This is a genomic window from Mesorhizobium kowhaii (assembly GCF_003253745.1).
GTDB classification, from domain to species: Bacteria; Pseudomonadota; Alphaproteobacteria; order Rhizobiales; family Rhizobiaceae; genus Mesorhizobium; species Mesorhizobium kowhaii.
In genome coordinates, this window is sequence record NZ_MZXV01000040.1 from 1 (window position 1) to 18,728 (window position 18,728).

At 60.9% G+C, this 18,728-nt stretch carries 20 protein-coding genes; 9 read left to right on the top strand and 11 right to left on the bottom strand.

Annotated features, from left to right (window positions below):
* Window positions 1–422 precede the first annotated feature (422 nt).
* From B5V02_RS18960 to B5V02_RS18970, 3 genes are all read right to left on the bottom strand, one after another.
* Window positions 423–677, bottom strand: coding sequence for a hypothetical protein (locus B5V02_RS18960; RefSeq protein ID WP_167458563.1), 255 nt, complete (start codon window positions 675–677; stop codon window positions 423–425).
* A 332-nt stretch (window positions 678–1,009) separates the two neighbouring features.
* Window positions 1,010–1,441: a YybH family protein gene (locus tag B5V02_RS18965; RefSeq protein WP_111545665.1), complete on the bottom strand. Its 432-nt coding sequence runs from the start codon at window positions 1,439–1,441 to the stop codon at window positions 1,010–1,012.
* Between the two features lie 103 nt (window positions 1,442–1,544).
* On the bottom strand, window positions 1,545–2,159 hold the full coding sequence (locus B5V02_RS18970; RefSeq protein ID WP_146606093.1) for a hypothetical protein: 615 nt from the start codon (window positions 2,157–2,159) through the stop codon (window positions 1,545–1,547).
* Between the two features lie 90 nt (window positions 2,160–2,249).
* Here B5V02_RS18970 and B5V02_RS18975 point away from each other — a divergent pair, with 90 nt between their 5' ends.
* The gene (locus B5V02_RS18975) at window positions 2,250–2,531 is read left to right on the top strand and encodes a helix-turn-helix domain-containing protein (protein WP_111545667.1); all 282 of its coding nucleotides are present in this window, start codon (window positions 2,250–2,252) and stop codon (window positions 2,529–2,531) included.
* A gap of 121 nt (window positions 2,532–2,652) precedes the next feature.
* Entirely contained in the window at window positions 2,653–3,015 is a 363-nt protein-coding gene (locus B5V02_RS18980) for a c-type cytochrome (RefSeq protein WP_245446017.1), read from the top strand.
* 18 nt (window positions 3,016–3,033) lie between these two features.
* On the opposite strand, the gene B5V02_RS41150 is transcribed toward B5V02_RS18980, so the two are convergent.
* Entirely contained in the window at window positions 3,034–3,231 is a 198-nt protein-coding gene (locus B5V02_RS41150; RefSeq protein ID WP_146606094.1) for a hypothetical protein, read from the bottom strand.
* Between the two features lie 512 nt (window positions 3,232–3,743).
* On the opposite strand from B5V02_RS41150, the gene B5V02_RS18990 reads away from it, so the two are divergent.
* The 3 genes from B5V02_RS18990 to B5V02_RS19000 all read left to right on the top strand — a co-directional run bounded on the left by B5V02_RS18990 (window position 3,744) and on the right by B5V02_RS19000 (window position 6,361).
* Entirely contained in the window at window positions 3,744–4,151 is a 408-nt protein-coding gene (locus tag B5V02_RS18990; protein ID WP_111545670.1) for a nuclear transport factor 2 family protein, read from the top strand.
* A 423-nt stretch (window positions 4,152–4,574) separates the two neighbouring features.
* On the top strand, window positions 4,575–5,141 hold the full coding sequence (locus tag B5V02_RS18995) for a polysaccharide biosynthesis C-terminal domain-containing protein (RefSeq protein WP_111545671.1): 567 nt from the start codon (window positions 4,575–4,577) through the stop codon (window positions 5,139–5,141).
* Complete coding sequence (locus B5V02_RS19000) at window positions 5,135–6,361, top strand: glycosyltransferase family 2 protein (RefSeq protein WP_111545672.1); 1,227 nt, start codon at window positions 5,135–5,137, stop codon at window positions 6,359–6,361. The genes B5V02_RS18995 and B5V02_RS19000 overlap by 7 nt, the downstream gene beginning before the upstream one ends.
* Window positions 6,362–6,419: 58 nt before the next feature.
* On the opposite strand, the gene rbsK is transcribed toward B5V02_RS19000, so the two are convergent.
* From rbsK to B5V02_RS19015, 3 genes are read right to left on the bottom strand one after another with little or no spacing between them, the layout of a single operon-like run.
* A complete protein-coding gene (gene rbsK / locus B5V02_RS19005) occupies window positions 6,420–7,349 on the bottom strand; it encodes a ribokinase (RefSeq protein WP_111545673.1) in 930 nt (309 codons plus the stop codon).
* Window positions 7,350–7,353: 4 nt separating this feature from the next.
* The gene (locus B5V02_RS19010) at window positions 7,354–7,806 is read right to left on the bottom strand and encodes an RbsD/FucU family protein (protein WP_111545674.1); all 453 of its coding nucleotides are present in this window, start codon (window positions 7,804–7,806) and stop codon (window positions 7,354–7,356) included.
* 26 nt (window positions 7,807–7,832) lie between these two features.
* Window positions 7,833–8,891, bottom strand: a complete 1,059-nt coding sequence (locus tag B5V02_RS19015; RefSeq protein ID WP_111545675.1) for an ABC transporter ATP-binding protein — start codon at window positions 8,889–8,891, stop codon at window positions 7,833–7,835.
* Between the two features lie 294 nt (window positions 8,892–9,185).
* Between B5V02_RS19015 and B5V02_RS19020 the strand changes: the two genes are divergently transcribed.
* The 3 genes from B5V02_RS19020 (at window position 9,186) to B5V02_RS19030 (ending at window position 12,988) form a co-directional block, all read left to right on the top strand.
* Window positions 9,186–10,850 (top strand): ABC transporter substrate-binding protein, encoded by a 1,665-nt coding sequence (locus B5V02_RS19020; RefSeq protein WP_111545676.1) that lies wholly within the window; start codon window positions 9,186–9,188, stop codon window positions 10,848–10,850.
* 93 nt (window positions 10,851–10,943) lie between these two features.
* Window positions 10,944–12,065: a carbohydrate ABC transporter permease gene (locus B5V02_RS19025; RefSeq protein WP_111545677.1), complete on the top strand. Its 1,122-nt coding sequence runs from the start codon at window positions 10,944–10,946 to the stop codon at window positions 12,063–12,065.
* Window positions 12,066–12,070: 5 nt separating this feature from the next.
* Complete coding sequence (locus B5V02_RS19030) at window positions 12,071–12,988, top strand: carbohydrate ABC transporter permease (RefSeq protein WP_111545678.1); 918 nt, start codon at window positions 12,071–12,073, stop codon at window positions 12,986–12,988.
* A gap of 47 nt (window positions 12,989–13,035) precedes the next feature.
* Here the strand turns inward: B5V02_RS19030 and B5V02_RS19035 are convergent, their stop codons facing one another.
* Entirely contained in the window at window positions 13,036–13,773 is a 738-nt protein-coding gene (locus tag B5V02_RS19035) for a creatininase family protein (RefSeq protein ID WP_111545679.1), read from the bottom strand.
* A 3-nt stretch (window positions 13,774–13,776) separates the two neighbouring features.
* Window positions 13,777–14,343, bottom strand: coding sequence for an SIS domain-containing protein (locus tag B5V02_RS19040; protein WP_111545680.1), 567 nt, complete (start codon window positions 14,341–14,343; stop codon window positions 13,777–13,779).
* 176 nt (window positions 14,344–14,519) lie between these two features.
* Between B5V02_RS19040 and B5V02_RS19045 the strand changes: the two genes are divergently transcribed.
* Complete coding sequence (locus B5V02_RS19045) at window positions 14,520–15,542, top strand: aldo/keto reductase (RefSeq protein ID WP_111545681.1); 1,023 nt, start codon at window positions 14,520–14,522, stop codon at window positions 15,540–15,542.
* A gap of 94 nt (window positions 15,543–15,636) precedes the next feature.
* Here the strand turns inward: B5V02_RS19045 and B5V02_RS19050 are convergent, their stop codons facing one another.
* A complete protein-coding gene (locus tag B5V02_RS19050) occupies window positions 15,637–15,909 on the bottom strand; it encodes an HU family DNA-binding protein (RefSeq protein ID WP_027143628.1) in 273 nt (90 codons plus the stop codon).
* 299 nt (window positions 15,910–16,208) lie between these two features.
* Window positions 16,209–18,620 carry an endopeptidase La gene (gene lon, locus B5V02_RS19055; RefSeq protein ID WP_111545682.1) on the bottom strand — a complete coding sequence of 804 codons (2,412 nt, stop codon included), beginning with the start codon at window positions 18,618–18,620 and terminating at the stop codon, window positions 16,209–16,211.
* Between the last annotated feature and the right edge of the window lie 108 nt (window positions 18,621–18,728).

Consider the following 18,728-nt stretch of genomic DNA (forward strand, 5'->3'; position numbering starts at 1 on the left):
GCCGGAAGGGCCTGTGTGCAAGTTTCCGGCAGCGCCCGACACAAACGGCGCGGCTGGAGGTTGGTTCCCTGATCAAATAAAAAAGCCCGCCACGGAGGAGTGATAGGTTCCTGACAAACCAACCAAGCCAGTGGATCAAACCTGCGACGGACGCGAGCGCCTAAGCCCGGGAGGTTCCGCGATCACACCATAGGCGTCTGCATCTCGGTTATATTAGCTAGTGCTTGTGGCGGACCTTTTCTGCGCCTTGGGCCGGCATCCCTACATCCCAACACCCTGCCCAACAGCGAGCCGCCGGGAAGTGAGGAGGCATGAGCAGCTTAGGCTTATGGGTCGTACTCGTGACAGCGACCATGGCGATCCTTTACCTGTTGTCGTATGTCGAGATCAGGATGTAGGGGCAGCAGCGCCAGGCGTGTGACTTAACTGCGCGGCGCTACCCAGCCGTAGGAGGCCGCACCGGACCCGTCAGACCATTGAATGAACGGCGCATCCTTGCCGGTGATGTCCTTGACCGTCTTCAACAGCGCCTCATGGGTGCTTTGCAGCGCCCGGTAATGCTCGCTGGTAGGCGATAGAAGCGGCTGGACGATGCTCTTGTGAAGGCGTTCCGCCTCCGCGAGGAAGCGCTCGATTTCAGCCTCTGAAAGCTGCTTGGAAAGTTTGGTTCTGGCCATTTGGCGATCTCCGTTGAAGGGGTTCGCCGCAACGAAAGGATTATATTCCTGATATCGGTGGCGCCGGCAAGTGCCGTCCTATTGAGGCTGCGGAAATAGAAGGAAATGCGTCAGGTCCGCTGCCGGGGAGACAGCGGACTCAAACTAGGGCCAAGAGGGGCAAGGCCCTATATGATCCCTGTGCGGGGGATCATCGTGATAACACCGGGCGAGATACAAACGTTCCGTCGGCTGAAAGATATATCGGCGAGGAGGCGAAGCCGGCATCATCGAAAACAACGAAATGTAGCGGCGCCCTTGCGGGGGCGAAGCTTTTGCGCACTTTGGTCTTTCTACTCCCCGACAATGGACGTCGGCGGGCGTGCCGAGGTTATCGGATCGGCATGACGAAGGACGATCCTCCACCCGCCTTCCTCCCGCCGGAATATGGTGGTGACTCGAAGCGCAATCGGCACCAGTTTGTTGCCACCACCGACCTTGGATTGGAGCCGCTCGACCTCGATGATGTATCCCAAGTCGGCCGTCGCATACTCCGAGATGCGATCAAAGCCGATGGCCTTGCCGTGCCGGTAATTGGTGGCGGCCCGTTCCATGATCTCTGCGGCCTTTCTCCATCCCTTCGCCGGCGGGCCAAAGGGATTGGCAATAATGACGTCGTCCTGTCGCGAGTAGAGGTTTTTCAAGGGCTCAGGATCGCCCTTTACGAAGGCATCCAGAGCCAGATGATCCTGCTCGATAAATTTCGTTAGGTCGGAGGCTAACATCGGTTCCTCCTGGAAAATCTTGCCGTTTTCGGCGGCGAAACAGCATACTCCTGCACGCTGACGCAAACAATCGGGGGATCCGACGCGACAGGCGCAGCGGCGTTCATACGACACCCCGTTTCCCGGCGACACGCGCTATGTCGTCCATGATGAAGTTGAAGTCCTGCCCGTCGTATTCCCAGACGCGATGCACCCGAACCTTGGCGGCAAGGTCGTGAAGCGTCGCGGCCGGACAGCGAAGGAGCGCGCTGGCCGCGTCCGAAGTGCGGTGCGTGGCCTTCGCATATGCTTTATCGAGCTTGCCAAAGCCCGTCTTGCGGCGAGCAGCAGCATCGGCCTTGTTATAGGCGCGAAGGGCCTCGGCATGTTCTACGCTGGCGCGGCTCGGTGGCATCTTTGCGAGATCAGCGACAGCGGTCTTGCGAAGCGTTTCGAGTTCCTCCGCTGTCATCTCGCCCATGACGGGTCGCTTACTCCTGACAGCCATATAACGTAGCTCGGCCGCATTCAGCGCCGGCTCCAAGGAGCGGAGCGTTGCCCATTCGGCATGGAATGCGGCTTCGAGTTCGGCAACCTGGCTGGTAGGTGCGGCGACAGATGGCTTCGTAGCCATTGCAGTTGCGGCGAGAGCGAGCCCCGCCCCGGTCAGATTGAGCAGGCGGCGGCGGTTGATATTGGGCATGCCTTCGGCGGCAGCCCGAACAGATGTGTTCGGCATGGGTTGAACTCCCTAATGGTGATATTTACACCACTAACGGTATTACCGGGGACTGTTGATGTCAATGACTTTTGGTGATAAAAACACCACATGAAGCCAGTTCAATGCCGTATGGGGCGCGCAGCCCTCAATTGGAGCACCCTCGACCTAGCCAAAGCGGCCGGTGTCGGAGGCAACACTGTCAATCGCTTTGAAGCTGGCCAGGACGCCCGTGTAAGCAGCGTGGAGAAGATCCGCGCCGCCCTCGAATCTGCCGGCGTCGAGTTCATCCCCGAGAATGGCGGCGGCGCTGGGGTGAGGCTAAGGAAGTCGGCGGCGCCCGCCGTCCTGCCCGACGGCGAGGCCGGCATCATCGAAAACAACGAAATGTAGGCGCGATTGCGGAGTATATCGTTTTACACAATCCCCAATTGCTGGACTCGCGCGATGCACCGGCAGTTAATTTCTGCGTCACGCCAAAGGGGAAAAGGCCGCGAACTGTGGGAGGACTTCGATGATCAAGAAACTTACTCGACACGTCCGGGCGCATAGTATGCGTGGTTTGATCCTTGGCCTGGCTGCCCTCGTGGTCACCTCGTCATTTGTGCAGGCAGCAGGCGACAGCATCGCCGGCCAGAAAGTCATGACGCAATGCCAAGTGTGCCACGGCAAGGATGGCATCGGCAAACTGTCTTACACGCCCAATATCTCCGGGCAGAAGTACGAGTATCTCGTCCACTCGCTGATGGCTTACAAGATCGGACAGCGCAAGAGTCAAATGATGTCGTCGGTCGTCAAGAACCTGAGCGATGAAGACATCGCCAATGTTGCGGCTTACTACGCCGCGATCAAGATTACCGTCGAAGCTCCGCAGTGACTGACACAACGTAGGTCGTCACCGGTCTGATTCCTCAAGTTGCGCGCGGCGCTTTTGATATCTGTTGGCGTGGCGCCCAAACCATCGCTTCCGTACCACCCGGTGTTGCCAGCCAAAGCGGCAAAGTTGAAAGATCACTGCGATGGCAAGGCCAATGAAGGGCAGAGCCATCAGTATCAATGCGATTTGAGCACCAGGCAGGGCCTCGGGCATCATCGGGCGTCCCTCCACCAGAGCCGCCGGGGGGCTAACCCCCAACACTTCCACCACCTGGCGACTCCCGTACCGGCAAAAGCCGGCGATGATCAGATAGCAAGAGCTGTGCCGGAAAGACGATGTTCCGAAATGGCACGCTGGCAAGGAGCCCCCCGACCAATTGGCTATCTCAGAACATCAATTTGCAATTGCGGAAGATTTCGAGCCACGCGGTCCCAGGGGTTCGGCTGTGTCGATTCCGCAAGGCCCCCCGGAGGGCCGCCAATGCGCGTTTCTGCCGGCCCGCTGTCCTACAGCGGAGAGACGCCTCGCGCTTCCTGGCGCCTCCTCGCTGGCCTGGATTAAGCGCGCCATCGCCCTTGCATGGGCGCAAGGTTGCCAGCCGGCTTCTGTTTCATGCACCACGTAGCGTCCGCACCGTGTCGGGGTGTATGTTGCTGATATGAGTTGGGCCGACGCCCTTCAGGCTCTCACGCGACCCAGCACGCTTGGATCAGCAACGGGAGGAAGTTATGGCAGACGTGACGCCAGGAAATCAGAACTCCGACCTCGTACGGCGCGGTTATGCGGTGTTCAACTCAGGAGACAAGGACACGCTCACGCAAATGATCGACGAGTCCTGCATATGGCATAGTCCGGGGAAGAGTTCGTTCGCCGGAAACTACAAGGGCCACGAAGCGATTTTTGGCTACTTCGGCCGGTTGGGGAGCGAAACTCGCGGGACCTTTAAATCCAATCTCTTGAACGTAACGGAGAGCGAGGACGGATCGGTGGTCGCCGTCCATCGCGATACCGGGGAGCGGAACGGCAAACAGATGGATGTGCTCTGTTGCATCGTCTTTGACATCAAGAACGGCAAGGTGATGGAGGGCCGGGAGTATATCTACGACCTCTACGCCTGGGACACATTCTGGGCATAAAGCCTCGAAAGCGACCCAGGCGCTTCCCCTTTCCTACACCTCCGAAGCGCCTCGCGCGTCCTGGGCGCTTCTAAGCAGCGGAAAGAGGTTCTGACCTGCCCTGTCACGCCGGAGGTCGCGGGTTCGAGCCCCGTCACTCGCGCCATTTCTCCCAAGGGTAACAAGCCCTTGGCTTTGGAGAAATGTCGACGTTGTTGTCAAAAAATCTTCCTGAATGAGGAGACTTGGATTGTTCGAATCCAAGTCCGATGGTTTGTAAGGCGACCTGACGCTGCCCGTGCGTTGGCCCGGAAGACGTATGGTATCCATGTGTCTGAGCACCAAGGAAACTCGTGCCTCGACTGTAAAAAATACCTCGGCTATGGAGCGTGCTCTCCAGTCACGACGATCCGATCCCAACCGGCCAACCTGCGGGAATCATTCATGAGCCACGATACGGATGCCCATCCAAATATTCTCGAATCCACACTTGCCGCGGCTCAGCAGGATCAACGCACTCTCGACGAGCAGCGGCAAAGCACTGCGCCTCTGGTAGACGGCATGTCGTTTTTCGACAGCATCCGACACAATGATGACCGCGGCAGCGTCACGGAGGTCTATGACCCGCGCTGGGGCTGGCATGCCGACCCGCTCGTCTTTTCCTACATCTTCACAATTCGCCCCGGGCTGGTGAAGGGCTGGGGCCTGCACAAGCTGCACGAGGATCGCTATTTTGTCGTCAGCGGCGAGTTGGAACTGGTCCTTTATGACCCTCGCCCCGAATCCAGCACATACGGCAAGATTTCGAAGGTTTACCTCTCCGGCGATCGTCCACGCCTGGTCAATGTTCCAAAGTTTGTCTGGCATGCCGACCGAAATATCGGAACGTCCGAAGTGGTCGTCATCAATTTTCCAACGATACAGTACGACCATTCAAATCCCGACAAATACCGACTGCCCATCGACACCGATCTCATTCCCTATGATTTCGGCAGTGCGAAGGGATGGTGAGCAAGCCGCGCATTTCCATCCTGATGCCGACGCATTCGCGCGTCGACGTCATCGGCTTGGCCATCCAGTCGGTGCTGGATCAGACTGTCGAGGACTTTGAGCTCCTGGTTGTCGGCGACGGCTGCGCGCCCGGCACGGCCGAGGTGGTCGACGCTTTTCAGGACGCCCGCATCCGCTTCTTCGATTTGCCCAAGGCGCCGAACTATGGCTACGCGAACCGCAATATCGCACTGCGCGAGGCACGCGGCGACCTGATTGGCTTTGCGGCCGACGACGATCTCCTGTTTCCGGATCATTTTGAGATCCTGGCGGATGGTCTCAAAGGTGGGGCTGCCATCGCGTACAGTCAGGCGCTGTGGGTTTCCACCGATGGCATCGCAGCACCTTTCCTGACCAATCTGGAGCTGGCCGACGAGTTCAGGGTGTTCACGGAGGTCGGCAACACGATACCTGCCAGTTGCTTCCTGTATCGGGCTGATTGCCTGCCTTCGCGAGATGTGTGGCCGGAAGACGTCGCATCGGCCGGGGATTGGCAATTATGGCGGCGACTCATGCGCGAGAACCCGCGCAATCCCCTCATTTATTGCCGCGTTCCAACCGTCCTGCATTTCAGCGCCAAGTGGAAGAACTCGCGTCACTCCCAGGCATCGCAACTGGCCACGTTTCTCGACATCGCCGACAGAGCGGGCTGGTGGCCTTCAGCCTTGCGCGTCTGGATACCGAACGCCAGCAAGGAACAATACGAGTATTCGCGCCTCATGCGCGCCGACCCCGCAGCCTGGAGCGAGCAGATTCGCCGTGCCGTCTGCGATCTGGTGGCACGGCTGGCCTGGGAGGATGTCCAAACGATGCGACCGATGCTTGCAGGCGCTGAGGCCGAGAAAGCGACGTTGCAGTCTGAAAACGCGAGGCTGCGCAATGAGCTGCGGTTGGCTCAGCAAGGCAATGCCGAGCTACAGCGGGCCGCTTCGGACGCGAGCAACAAGGAAGCTGCGTTGCAACCGGAAATCTCGAGGCTGCGCAATGAGCTCGATCTGGCTCACCAAAGCAACGCCGAGCTACGGAGCGCCGCTTCGGGTGCAAGGAATGAGAAGGACGAGATCGAACAAACGCTGCAAGCATGCCAAATGAAAATCGCAGCGTTGTATCAGTCCAGAAGCTGGCGCATCACGGGGCCCTTGCGCAGGATCTCCACAAGCTTGCGTTCGCAAAAATCATAGGGCTCAAAGTCTTAAGCACAGCTTGGTTTGACAGCGTCAGCGATCCACCAAGCCGATCTCACCCCTTGGCCAGCAGCGCCTCGACTTCTTGCAGCGTCGGCATCGACGGCGCGGTGCCGGGTCGCGTCACGGAAATACCGGCGACGGCGCAGGCGAAACGCACCGCCTGCAGCGGCTCCACGCCTCGCGACAGCGCGGCGGCGAGGCCACCGTTGAAGGCATCGCCCGCCCCTGTGGTCTCGACCACCGGGCCTGCATTGATGACGGGAACGTGCTCGGAGCGATTCTTCGAGTGCAAAAGCGCACCCTTGTCGCCGAGCGTGACGATGACGGTGCCGACGCCCTTTTCCAGCAGCTTTCCGGCGGCGGCGCGCGCCTCATCGATCGAGGAGACCTTCATCCCGGTCAGTTCCTCCGCCTCCGTCTCGTTGGGCGTGAGATAATCACACAGCGTGTAGATGCGGTCGGGAAGTCTTGCCGCCGGGGCCGGATTAAGGATGGTCGTCACCCCTGCCCCGCGTGCGATCTCCAGCGCCCGCAGCGCGGCTTCGATCGGCTGTTCGAGCTGGGTGACAAATACGCCGGCACTGCCGATCAGCCCGGCATTGGCTTCGATATCGGCTGGTGAGATCAACATCGCCGCGCCGGGGCTGACGATGATGGCGTTGTTGCCGGTCGTCTCATCGACGAAGATGTAGGCGGCACCGGTATAGCTTTCCGGCGTGTCGATGACGGCATTCTTGACGCCCGCCTGCGCCCAGGTTTGCCTCGCCATGTCGGCGAAAGGATCGACGCCGAGGCGGGTGAGGAAAGTGACGTCGGCGCCGAGCTTGCCGGCGGCGACCGCCTGGTTCGAGCCCTTGCCGCCCGGACCCAGCTTGAATGAGTTGCCGAGGATCGTCTCGCCCATGCGCGGCTGGCGATCGGCGCGATAGGCGGTGTCGGCGACGAACACACCAAGGATGACGACAGGCTTGCTAGAGGCCATGCCGCTACTCCGCGTCCGGCGGCACAACGCCCTTGCGGAAGGCGAAGCAGCCATAGAAGCGGCGCTCACCGGTCTGGATGACGCAATAGGCCTGCTTGGCACGCTCGTAGAAAGCGTAGCGCTCGACCGCAAGCATCGGCCACGATTTGCCTTCGGCCTTGTCGATTTCCTTCTGCACTTCCTTCTGCACGGGCGGAATCTCGTCCGGCTTGCCGACAACCTCCATGCGCGCGGCGGAGTCATCGACGAATGTATCCAGCGGGTAAAGCGACAGCACCGCCTTGACCACCTCGGCGGCCGGCGCATCGATGCGCAGCAGGCGGCCGAGCGCCGTCTGGCGCGCCACCGAATCGGACGGGAAGTTGGTGTCGGCGATGATCAAATCATCGCCATGGCCCATCGCCCGCAGTGCCTGCAGCACATCGGCATTGAGCAACGGATCGATCCCTTTGAGCATGGTATTCCTCGTAAAGTCGTTTGAGATCAGAGACGCTTGCCGGTCTCGGCGTCGAAAAGATGGATCTGGTCGAGCCGCGGCTTCAGCTTGAGCGTGTCGCCAGGCTTGAAGTCGTGGCGCTCGCGAAACAATGCCACCATCTCGCCTTCGCCGAAGCGCAGGAAGACCAGCGTTTCCGAGCCGGTCGGCTCGACCACCGAAATCTTCGCCGGCACGCCATCGGGATGGATCTCGAGATGTTCCGGCCGCACGCCGTAGACGACGGCCTGCCCGTCCTGCGCTCCATTGTCTGGTGCAATCGGGAACAGTGTGCCGGCGATCTCGACACCGGCTTTGTCGCCCTTGCGCATGACGCCCTTGAGCAGGTTCATCGAAGGCGAGCCGATGAAGCCCGCAACAAACAGATTGGCCGGCCGGTCGAACAGCTCCAGCGGCGCGCCGACCTGCTCGATGCGGCCGTCGCGCATGACGACGATCTTGTCGGCCATGGTCATGGCCTCGATCTGGTCGTGGGTGACGTAGATGGTGGTGGTCTTCAGCCGCTGGTGCAGTTCCTTGATCTCGGTGCGCATCTGCACGCGCAGCTTGGCGTCGAGATTGGACAGCGGCTCGTCGAACAGGAACACCTGCGGATTGCGCACGATGGCGCGGCCCATCGCCACACGCTGGCGCTGGCCGCCGGAGAGCTGCCGGGGATAGCGCTTCAGATAGGGATTGAGGTCGAGGATGTCGGCGGCGCGCTTGACCCGCTCGGCGACCACGGCCGGATCGGTTTTCCGCAGCTTGAGGGCAAAGGCCATGTTCTGTTCGACCGTCTTGTGCGGATAGAGCGCATAGTTCTGGAACACCATGGCGATGTCGCGCTTGGCCGGCGGCAAATGATTGACGATGCGGTCGCCGATGGCGATCGTGCCACCCGAGATGGTCTCCAGCCCGGCCACCATTCTGAGCAGCGTGGACTTGCCGCAACCCGAAGGGCCAACCAGCACCACGAACTGTCCGTCGGCAATGTCGACGCTGACTTCGTGCAGAACCTTGACCGTTCCAAACGCTTTGGCCACCTTGCTGATTGCGACTTGAGCCATATCTCCCCCATCGGCTCCATCGGCCGTAGACGCAGAAGCTAACCAACGCGACCGGTCAGGGCAAGTCAGTCTCTTATAGATAAAAACCTGTTCTCGTTGACACGGCGTTTGGTTGTGAGAATAGTGGTGGGCGCTGGTCCGAAAGCTGGTTGCCCGATCCGCAAAATCGGAACTTCAATCAAGCAGGTGGGGTCCTGCGTAGTTCGTTTCCGAGCCGGGAGAATCGTTGGCGCTCCAGCGTCCGACAAGGTTGGCCATATCCATTCACGCAGATGTTTCTGGGAGGAATAGTCGATGAGAACAGGTCTTTACGATAAACTGGTCCGTGCCGGCGCCACGAGGCGCGACATATTGAAGGGTGCGGCCAGTATGGCCGCAATCGCGGCCGCATCCGGCGCCGGGCTCGGCGCCTTGACGCGCCCTGCTTCCGCGGCAAGCGAACTGCGCTCGAAGATCCTGCAGATCCCGGGCGTTGGCAAAGGGCAGCCGACCGACGCCGATTTCCAGAAGGTCGGTGAACTCTGCCTCGAGGCGACCAAGGCCAACGTCAAGGAAGGCGAATTCGCCGGCGTCGAGCTGACCTTCATGGGCCTCAACAACCAGAACCTGCACAATGTGCTGTTCCGCGGCTTCCTGAAGCCATGGGAAGCCTACACCGGCGCCAAGATCAGCTGGATCGATCTGGCGCAGGCCGACTACAACGCCCGCCTGCAGCAGTCGATCGCTACCGGCACCGTCGATTTCGACATCATCGAGATGGGCGCGCCGTTCGAAGGCGATGTCTGCGGCAAGGGCCTCACGTCCGAGATGCCCGACTGGGTCAAGACGCAGATCGATTTCGACGACCTCGTCAACTACCTCAAGCCGCCCGTCGGCACCTGGGACGGCAAGCAGTATCGCGTGACGATTGACGGCGACGCGCACAACTTCAACTACCGCACCGACGTGTTCGCCGACGCCGACCTCGCCAAGGCCTGGAAGGATGGCGGCGGTGAAGGCGAGTGGGGCGTGCCGAAGACCTGGCAACAGGTCCAGACGGTCACCAAGTTCCTCAAGGGCAAGAAGTTCAAGGGCCAGGACGTTTACGGCTATCTCGATGCGCCCAAGCCCTGGGGCGGTTTCGGCTTCTACTTCCTTGGCAGCCGCGCCTCCGCCTATGCCAAGCATCCCGATGACAAGGCCTGGCTGTTCGACGCCGACACGATGAAGCCGCGCATCAACAATCCGGCCTGGGTGCGCGCCATCCAGGATGTCATCGACGCCTTGCCTTCGGAACCGGCCGACCAGATCAACGCCGACCCGAACACCACTGGGTTCCAGCAGTTCCTGGCCGGTACCGGTTCGATGATCCCCTGGTGGGGCGACATCGGTTCCAACGTCAAGACCAACGATTCCTCGGTCATCGGCGACGTCACCGGCTTCTCGATCCTGCCGGGTTCGGATGACGTCTATAATTCCAAGACAGGCGCCTGGGACAAGCTCGCCAGCGGGCCGAACTACTCGCCGAACTGCGCCTATCTCGGCTGGGGCGTCTATGTCATGGCGCGCGTCGATGCCGACGAAAAGAAGAAGAAGGCGGCATGGTCCGCTGCCGCCCATCTCGGCGGCAAGGACCTGTCGATCTGGACGGCCATGTATCCGTCGGGCTTCCAGCCCTACCGCAACTCCCACTTCGACATTCCGGAATGGGTGGCGGCAGGTTACGACGAGGCTTTCATCACCTCGTACCTCAAGTCGGAGGGCGACTCCTACAACCATCCCAACGCGGCGATCGAGCCACGCATCCCCGGCATCTTCCAGTACTACAGCGCCGCCGAGGACATCCTGGCCAACACCTTCGCCGGCAAGATGAAGGCGCAGGAAGGCGCCGATGCCATTGCGGCGGCCTGGGAGAAGCTGACCGACCAGATCGGCCGCGAAAAGCAGATCAAGCTCTACAAGGCGTCGCTCGGCATGTAGGCTGATACTATAGTGAACCAGGGTCCGGCGGCTCAGAGCCGCCGCCGGACCCTGACCGGCCGGCAAAGGGCCTTCTGTGAACGGACGGGACGCGTGGCTAACCAGACTTTGCCCACCAATGCGTGGCCGGCGGACGCCGCCCCTTACGATCTGATTTCACCGAGCCGCAAACGCTTTGGCTGGGCTTTGATGGCTGCTGCAACTCTCGGGCTGCTGGCGGTGATCGCGCTGGAGATCCTGTACAAGACCGAAGCCGACACTGTCGGCTTCGAAACCTGGCGCCCAGTCGTCTACGCCTATGTGCTGTGGGGCGTGGCAATCGGCATCGGCCAGGTGCTGACGCGCGGCGAGGATGGCCAGCGAGCGCTTTTCCTGCTGCCGGCGCTGTTGTTCACCATTGCCATGGTGATCTTCCCGACGCTGTTCGGTTTCTACATCGCGCTCACCGACTGGAACCTCAGCTCCTTCAGCGGCCGCAAATTCAACGGGCTCGCGAATTTCTGGCAGATGCTGAGCGATCCCTACTATCGCAATGCGCTGTTTAACATGGTGCTCTATGTGCTTGCCGTGCTGGTCGAATACGTGATTGCCTTCGGATTGGCGCTGTTGCTCAACTCGCAGATCCGGGCGCGCAAGTTTTTCCGCGTCGTCTTCCTGATGCCACTGATGCTGTCGCCGGTCGCGGTGTCGTGGATGGTCGGCAAGTCGCTGATGGAATATCGCTTCGGGCCGGCTTCTACACTGGCGCGCTATCTCGGCTGGGAAAACCCGGCCTTCTTCAGCGACCCGATCATCGCCCGTATCTCGATCATGGTGCTGGATGCCTGGACCTTCATCCCGTTCATGATGATCATGCTGCTGGCCGGCCTGCAGGCAATGTCGCGTGAGATACTCGAAGCGGCGCGGGTTGACGGTGCCAATGCGTGGCAGACCTTCTGGCAGGTCACTTTTCCGCTGATGCTGCCGGTGTCGGTGACGGCAGTGATCCTGCGCATCATCTTCAAGCTGAAGCTCGCCGACATCATCATCACGGTGACGTCGGGCGGCCCGGGCGGCGCCACTGATTCCGTGTCGAGCTTCATCTATCGCGAATATCGCGACCGCTCGAATGTCGGCTACGGAACCATGCTGGCGATGGTGTACCTGATCATCATCGTCGTATTCGTCACGTGGCTGCTAAAGTTCGCCAGCCGTTTCGTCCGCAATGTGAATTGAGCCAGATGAGCGTCCAGACCACCGAATACGTTGCATCAGAGATCCGCTCGCCGGCGAGCTTCTTCGCCAGCCGCGTTTTCATCTATGGCGCGCTCGTCTTCTGGGCGTTCATCTGCCTGTTCCCGATCTACTGGACGATCACGACCTCGTTCAAGACAGCGGTCGACGTCACCCAGGGCCATCTCATCCCCTTCGTCGACTTCCAGCCGGACTGGAAGGGCTGGCGCTCGCTCGGTCTGTCGCCGGACTCGATCTTCCAGACCTCGACCGTGCGCGAGGAATTCCTCAAGCGCTTCATGAATTCGGTGATCACCTCGGTCGGCGCATCGAGCCTCGCCATCGTCATCGGCAGCCTCGCCGCCTACGGGCTTACCCGCTACCGCTACCATTTCGCCTGGTTCAAGAACGAGGACATCTCGTTCTTCTTCCTGTCGCAGCTGATCCTGCCGCCGGTGGTGCTGGCTTTGCCCTTCCTGGTGCTCTACCGGGAAGTCGGCCTGCTCGACACGCGCGTCGGGCTGATCCTGCTCTACACGCTGATGGTGCTGCCGATCGTCATCTGGATCATGCGCGACCAGTTCAATTCCATACCTGTCGAGCTCGAGGAAGCGGCGCTCGTCGACGGGCTGTCGATCTGGGGCGCTTTCTTCCGCATAGTCATGCCGATCGCACTTCCGGGCATGGTCGCCGCCTTCATCCTGGCGATGGTGCTGTGCTGGAACGAGTATTTCTTCGCCGCCCTTTTGACCTCAACCGACGCCAAGACAATTCCGGTCATGGTGGCAAGCCAGACCGGCTCGCAAGGAATCAATTGGTGGTCGATGGCAGCGCTTGCCACGGCGGCAATAGCGCCATTGGCCGTCATCGGCATCGCGCTCGAACGTTATCTGATCATGGGCATGACTGCCGGAGCGGTGAAATAAACCGCTCCGTCTTCCCTTCTCCCCCTGTGGAAGAAGGGGGAGCCACACTAAGCCAAGAGCGTCGCGCGCAGATGATCCATGATCATGGCGACGCCCTTCTGCCCGAGCTCGGCAGAAGCATCCTTGGCGGTCGCCGTGTACCAGCTTTTGTTGTCTTCGAAGTGACTGGCATCGACAGCCTCCGGGCATAACGCCAGCATCAGCGAGGTCTCGCCGATGCCGGCATGGTCGAAGGGGTACTTCATTGCCGCCGACATCAGCGGATGCACCTGCACCCAGTTGAAGAAATTGCCGCCCTCGGCGTGCTCGGCATAGTAGCTGGCCATCGCCTCCGAGCCCCACCAACCCTCGCCGCGTTCCTTTTCAAGGAAGCGGAAGATAGCTTGCCGGCCGGCGGTCTTGAAGGCGAGATCGGTCGGCATGCCGGCGGCGAAATTCTCGGTCTGGTGGTGGATGATCGCGTGGATGTTGCGAAAGCCGATGCGCAGCAGGCTGTAGAACAGCTCTTCGCCGAAGGACGCCAGCGCGTTGCCGCCGACCTGCACCGAGCCACTGCCCTCCGGCGCCGCCACCGCGTAGCTCGCCGCGCCATAGTAGAAGGGCGGCAGGATGACGATGTCACGCTCCTTCTCGAACAGCTCCAGCATCTTGATGACGGCCAGCGTGTCCATGCCGACGGCCATGTGCTCACCGTGATATTCGAGCACGCCAAGCGGCAATGCGACCGGCCAGTTCTCGGCGATCGCCTTGCGGATCTGGTGTGGCAGCATCAGTTCGTAGCGCATGATCTATTCCATGTTGGTGTGGCGGGCGCGCATCGCTTCCGGCGACGCGCCGATCAAATCCCTAAGCTTCAGCACCATCACCTCGAACAGCAGGAACAGCGCGCCCTCGAACACCGAGCCCATTGGCAGCACCGACGTTTTTTTGGTCCCCTGGTCGTTGGCCATGGTCTGCGCCGGGATGAGCAGGCTGAAATCGGCGCGCTTTGCCGCGCTGCTTTCGGCTTGGGCGGTCAGCAGCAGGTTGATCGCGCCGGCGTCGTGCGCGACCTGCATCAAGGTCAGCACGGTCGAGGTTTCTCCCGGCCCTGAACTGGCCAGAAAGACATCGCCAGTCCCCAGCGGCGGCGTGTTCATATCGCCGACCACCGAGACCGGCAGGCCGAGATGATAGAGCCGCATGGCAAAGCCCTTGACCTGCAAGGCTTCACGCCCACAGCCATAGACGACGATCTGCCTGGCGTCGGCCAGCATCTTGCAGGCAGCGTCGATCCGGCTCTCGTCGACGTGTGCCAACACGCTGCCGAGTTCGCCAAGCGCGGTCTTGAACGGGTTTTCGTTGTTGCCGCTCACCGCAAACCTGCCATCGAAACCACCCTGGGGATTGCCGCTCTTGCTTCCATGAACAGCTTGATTTTGCTCATGCTATCAATCGCGAAAATACGTGTCCAACGGTCCGCGACGCTTTTGCCGAGCCAGAGGCATGATAGTGTCATGTCAGACAAATCAAGTGAGGCAAACAGCAGGATATGAAGACACGGCATTTCGACCGCATCGGCAATGGCGGCATCACTTTTACCGAGCTCGGCTTCGGCACCGCGCCGCTCGGCAACCTCTACCGTGCCGTCTCAAACGAGGACGCCAACGCCACGTTGGAGGCCGCCTGGGCGACCGGCTGCCGTTACTACGACACCGCGCCGCTCTACGGGCTCGGCCTGTCGGAAACGCGGCTCAACCCGTTCCTGCGCACCAAGAAGCGCGATGACTATGTGCTGTCGAGCAAGGTCGGCCGTATCATGCGCGCCTGCCCGCCAGAAGAGCGCACCGGCATCGGCAAATTCTTCGACACGCCGTCGCGTCGCGAAGTTTACGACTACAGCTATGACGGCGTCATACGTTCGTTCGAAGCCTCGCTCGAGCGCCTCGGCGTCGACCGTATCGACATCCTCTTCGTGCATGATGTCGACATCTTCACCCATGGCAGCAAGGAAGCGTCCGACCGGCGCATCGAGGAGTTCATGCGCTCGGGCTATTACGGGCTGCTGGCGCTTCGCGACCAGGGCGTGATCAAGGCGTTCGGTGGCGGCATCAATGAGTGGCAGGTTGCCCAGACGCTGGCCGAGCGCGGCGACTTCGACCTGTTCCTGCTTGCCGGGCGCTATACGCTGCTGGAACAGGAGGCGCTGGCATCCTTCCTGCCGCTCTGCCAGGCGCGCGGCATCGGCATCGTTCTCGGCGGACCCTATAACTCCGGCATCCTGGCAACCGGGCCGAAGCCGGGCGCTTACTACAACTACTCCGAGGCGCCACAGGATATCATCGAGCGCGTTGCCCGCATCGAGAGCGTCTGCAAGCGCCATGGCGTGAGGCTGATCGAGGCTGCCTTGCAATTCCCGCTACTGCACCCCTCGGTGGTCTCGGTGATCCCCGGTGGCCAGCGGCCTAGCGAAGTCGAGAGCAACCGTTCGTTGCTCAATGCGAAGCTGCCGTCGGCACTCTGGGCCGATCTCAAGCAGGAAGGCCTGATGCGCACCGAGGCGCCCACCGCATAGCTTGCTCCGGGGCGCGCGACCGCACGTCCCTCCGGGCACAAAAATGAAAAGCCGGGCAAGCCCGGCTTTTCAGGTCTCTGAAAGAAAAAGGCGCTTAGTTGACTGCGTCCTTGAGGCCCTTGCCGGCCGAGAACTTCGGCACGGTGCGCGCCGGGATCTGGACTTCGGCGCCGGTCTGCGGGTTGCGGCCGGTCGAAGCCGCACGCTTTGACACGGTGAAATTGCCAAAGCCGACAAGCCGGACATCGCCGCCCTTCTTCAGTTCGCCGGAGATCACGGAAAATACCGCATCGACCGCCGACTGCGCGTCACCCTTCGAAATGCTCGCGGCGTCGGCGACAGCGGACACCAGTTCGTTCTTGTTCATAAAAATTCCCTTCCATGAGAACACCGGAACTAACGACTCATCCGGCAGGAAACGGACTTTAGAAAGAAGCGTTGCCGCAACCAAGTCGAAAAGCCGGGAAAAAAGCGGAAAAAGCCCGGAATTCCGGGGTTTTTCACATGAAAAAGCCGGGCGCGAAGCCCGGCTCTCTGTTTGTGCACTGCAACTTTAGCGAAAACTAACGCACGGCCCCGAAAACCGCAGTCGGTTTTCGGAAAGGACCATGCGCAAGTCTCAAGTGTTAGAGCGTCCTTTGCGCGTCCAAGTGGACGCGCGGCGCTCTAATGTGCAAGCGTCTTGCCGGCATCATCCGTGCTGTCCGTCGTGACCGGAGGATTGACCGGTTCGACCCACTCGATCGGCTCCGGCATACGCACCAGTGCATGGCGCAACACCTCACCGACCCGTCCGACCGGAACGATTTCCATGCCGTTCTTCACGTTGTCCGGAATCTCCGCCAGATCCTTGGCGTTGTCTTCCGGGATCAGCACCTTCTTGATGCCGCCGCGCAAAGCGGCAAGCAGCTTTTCCTTGAGGCCGCCGATCGGCAGCACCCTGCCGCGCAGCGTGATCTCGCCGGTCATCGCCACATCGGCCTTGACCGGAATGCCGGTCAGCACCGAGACGATCGCGGTCGCCATCGCCACGCCAGCCGACGGTCCATCCTTGGGCGTCGCACCTTCCGGCACGTGCACGTGGATGTCGCGCTTGTCGAACAATGGCGGCTCGATGCCGAAATCGATGGCGCGCGAGCGGACATAGGAGGCCGCCGCCGAAATCGATTCCTTCATCACGTCGCGCAGGTTGCCGGTCACTGTCATGCGGCCCTTGCCGGGCATCATGACGCCTTCGACCGTCAGCAGTTCGCCGCCGACTTCCGTCCAGGCAAGCCCGGTAACGACACCGACCTGATCGTCAGCCTCGACCTGACCGAAGCGGAAGCGCGGAACACCGAGGTAATCGGCGAGGTTCGCCGCCGTGATGTTCACCGTCTTCTTCTTCGTCTTCAGGATCTCGGTCACCGCCTTGCGCCCGAGCTTCATCAGCTCGCGCTCCAGACTTCTGACGCCCGCTTCACGGGTGTAGGTCTGGATGATGGCGCGGATCGCGTCCTCGCCGACGGAGAACTCCTTCGGCTGCAGGGCATGGTCGCGCACCACCTTCGGCATCAGGTGCCGCTTGGCGATTTCGATCTTCTCGTCCTCGGTGTAGCCGGCGATACGGATGATCTCCATGCGGTCCATCAAGGGCGCAGGGATGTTCAGCGTGTTCGCCGTCGTCACGAACATCACGCTCGACAGGTCGTATTCGACCTCGAGGTAATGGTCCATGAACGTCGAGTTCTGTTCGGGATCGAGCACCTCGAGCAGCGCCGACGACGGATCGCCGCGGAAGTCCTGGCCCATCTTGTCGATCTCGTCGAGCAGGAAGAGCGGGTTGGACTTCTTCGCCTTCTTCATCGACTGGATGACCTTGCCGGGCATCGAGCCGATATAGGTGCGCCGATGACCACGGATCTCGGCTTCGTCACGCACGCCGCCGAGCGCCATGCGGATGAATTCGCGACCGGTCGCCTTGGCGATCGACTTGCCGAGCGAGGTCTTGCCGACGCCGGGAGGGCCGACGAGGCACAGGATCGGCCCCTTCAGCTTCTTCTGGCGGCTTTGCACGGCAAGGTACTCGACGATGCGGTCCTTGACCTTGTCGAGACCGAAGTGATCGGTGTCGAGCACGTTCTGCGCGAAAGCCAGGTCCTGCTTGACCTTGGAGTTCTTGCCCCACGGGATCGACAGGATCCAGTCGAGATAGTTGCGCACAACGGTCGATTCCGCCGACATCGGCGACATCGTCCGCAGCTTCTTCAACTCGGCTTCCGCCTTTTCGCGGGCTTCCTTGGAGAGCTTGGTCTTCTTGATGCGCGCCTCGATCTCGGCAGCCTCGTCGCGGCCGTCCTCGCCCTCGCCGAGCTCCTTCTGGATCGCCTTCATCTGCTCGTTGAGGTAGTATTCGCGCTGCGTCTTCTCCATCTGGCGCTTGACGCGCGAACGGATGCGCTTCTCCACCTGCAGGACGGAGATTTCGGCTTCCATGAAGCCCATCGCCTTTTCCAGCCGCTCCTTGACCGAGAGCGTGGCCAGCATCTCCTGCTTTTCAGGAATCTTGATGGCGAGATGCGAAGCGACCGTGTCGGCGAGCTTGGAATAGTCGTCGATCTGGCTGGCGGCACCCACCACTTCGGGCGAGATCTTCTTGTTCAGCTTGACGTAGTTCTCGAAGTCGGTGACGACCGAGCGCGCCAGCGCCTCAACCTCGACCTCTTCCTCTTCCGGCTCGACCAGCGCCGTGGCGCGGGCCTCGTGGAAGTCGGGGCGGTCGGTGAACGAGACGATTTTCGCGCGCGAGGCGCCTTCGACCAGAACCTTGACGGTGCCGTCGGGCAGCTTCAGCAATTGCAGCACATTGGCGAGCGTGCCGATGTCAAAGATGGCATCGGGCTCGGGATCGTCGTCGGCGGCATTCATCTGGGTGGCAAGCAGGATCTGCTTCTCCTGACCCATCACCTCTTCCAGCGCCTTGATCGACTTTTCACGCCCGACGAAGAGCGGAACGATCATGTGCGGAAACACCACGATGTCGCGCAGTGGGAGGACTGCGAAGACGCCGTCGCTGGGAGCCTTGGATATTTTGGCCATTGTCCAACCTTTCATGTCGCGGCCGCCAATCAGCCAACCGCGAATCTTATATTAACGACCGGGGATCGTTCCGCCTACCACCGTTTGTGACGGGAGTTTTACAGCACA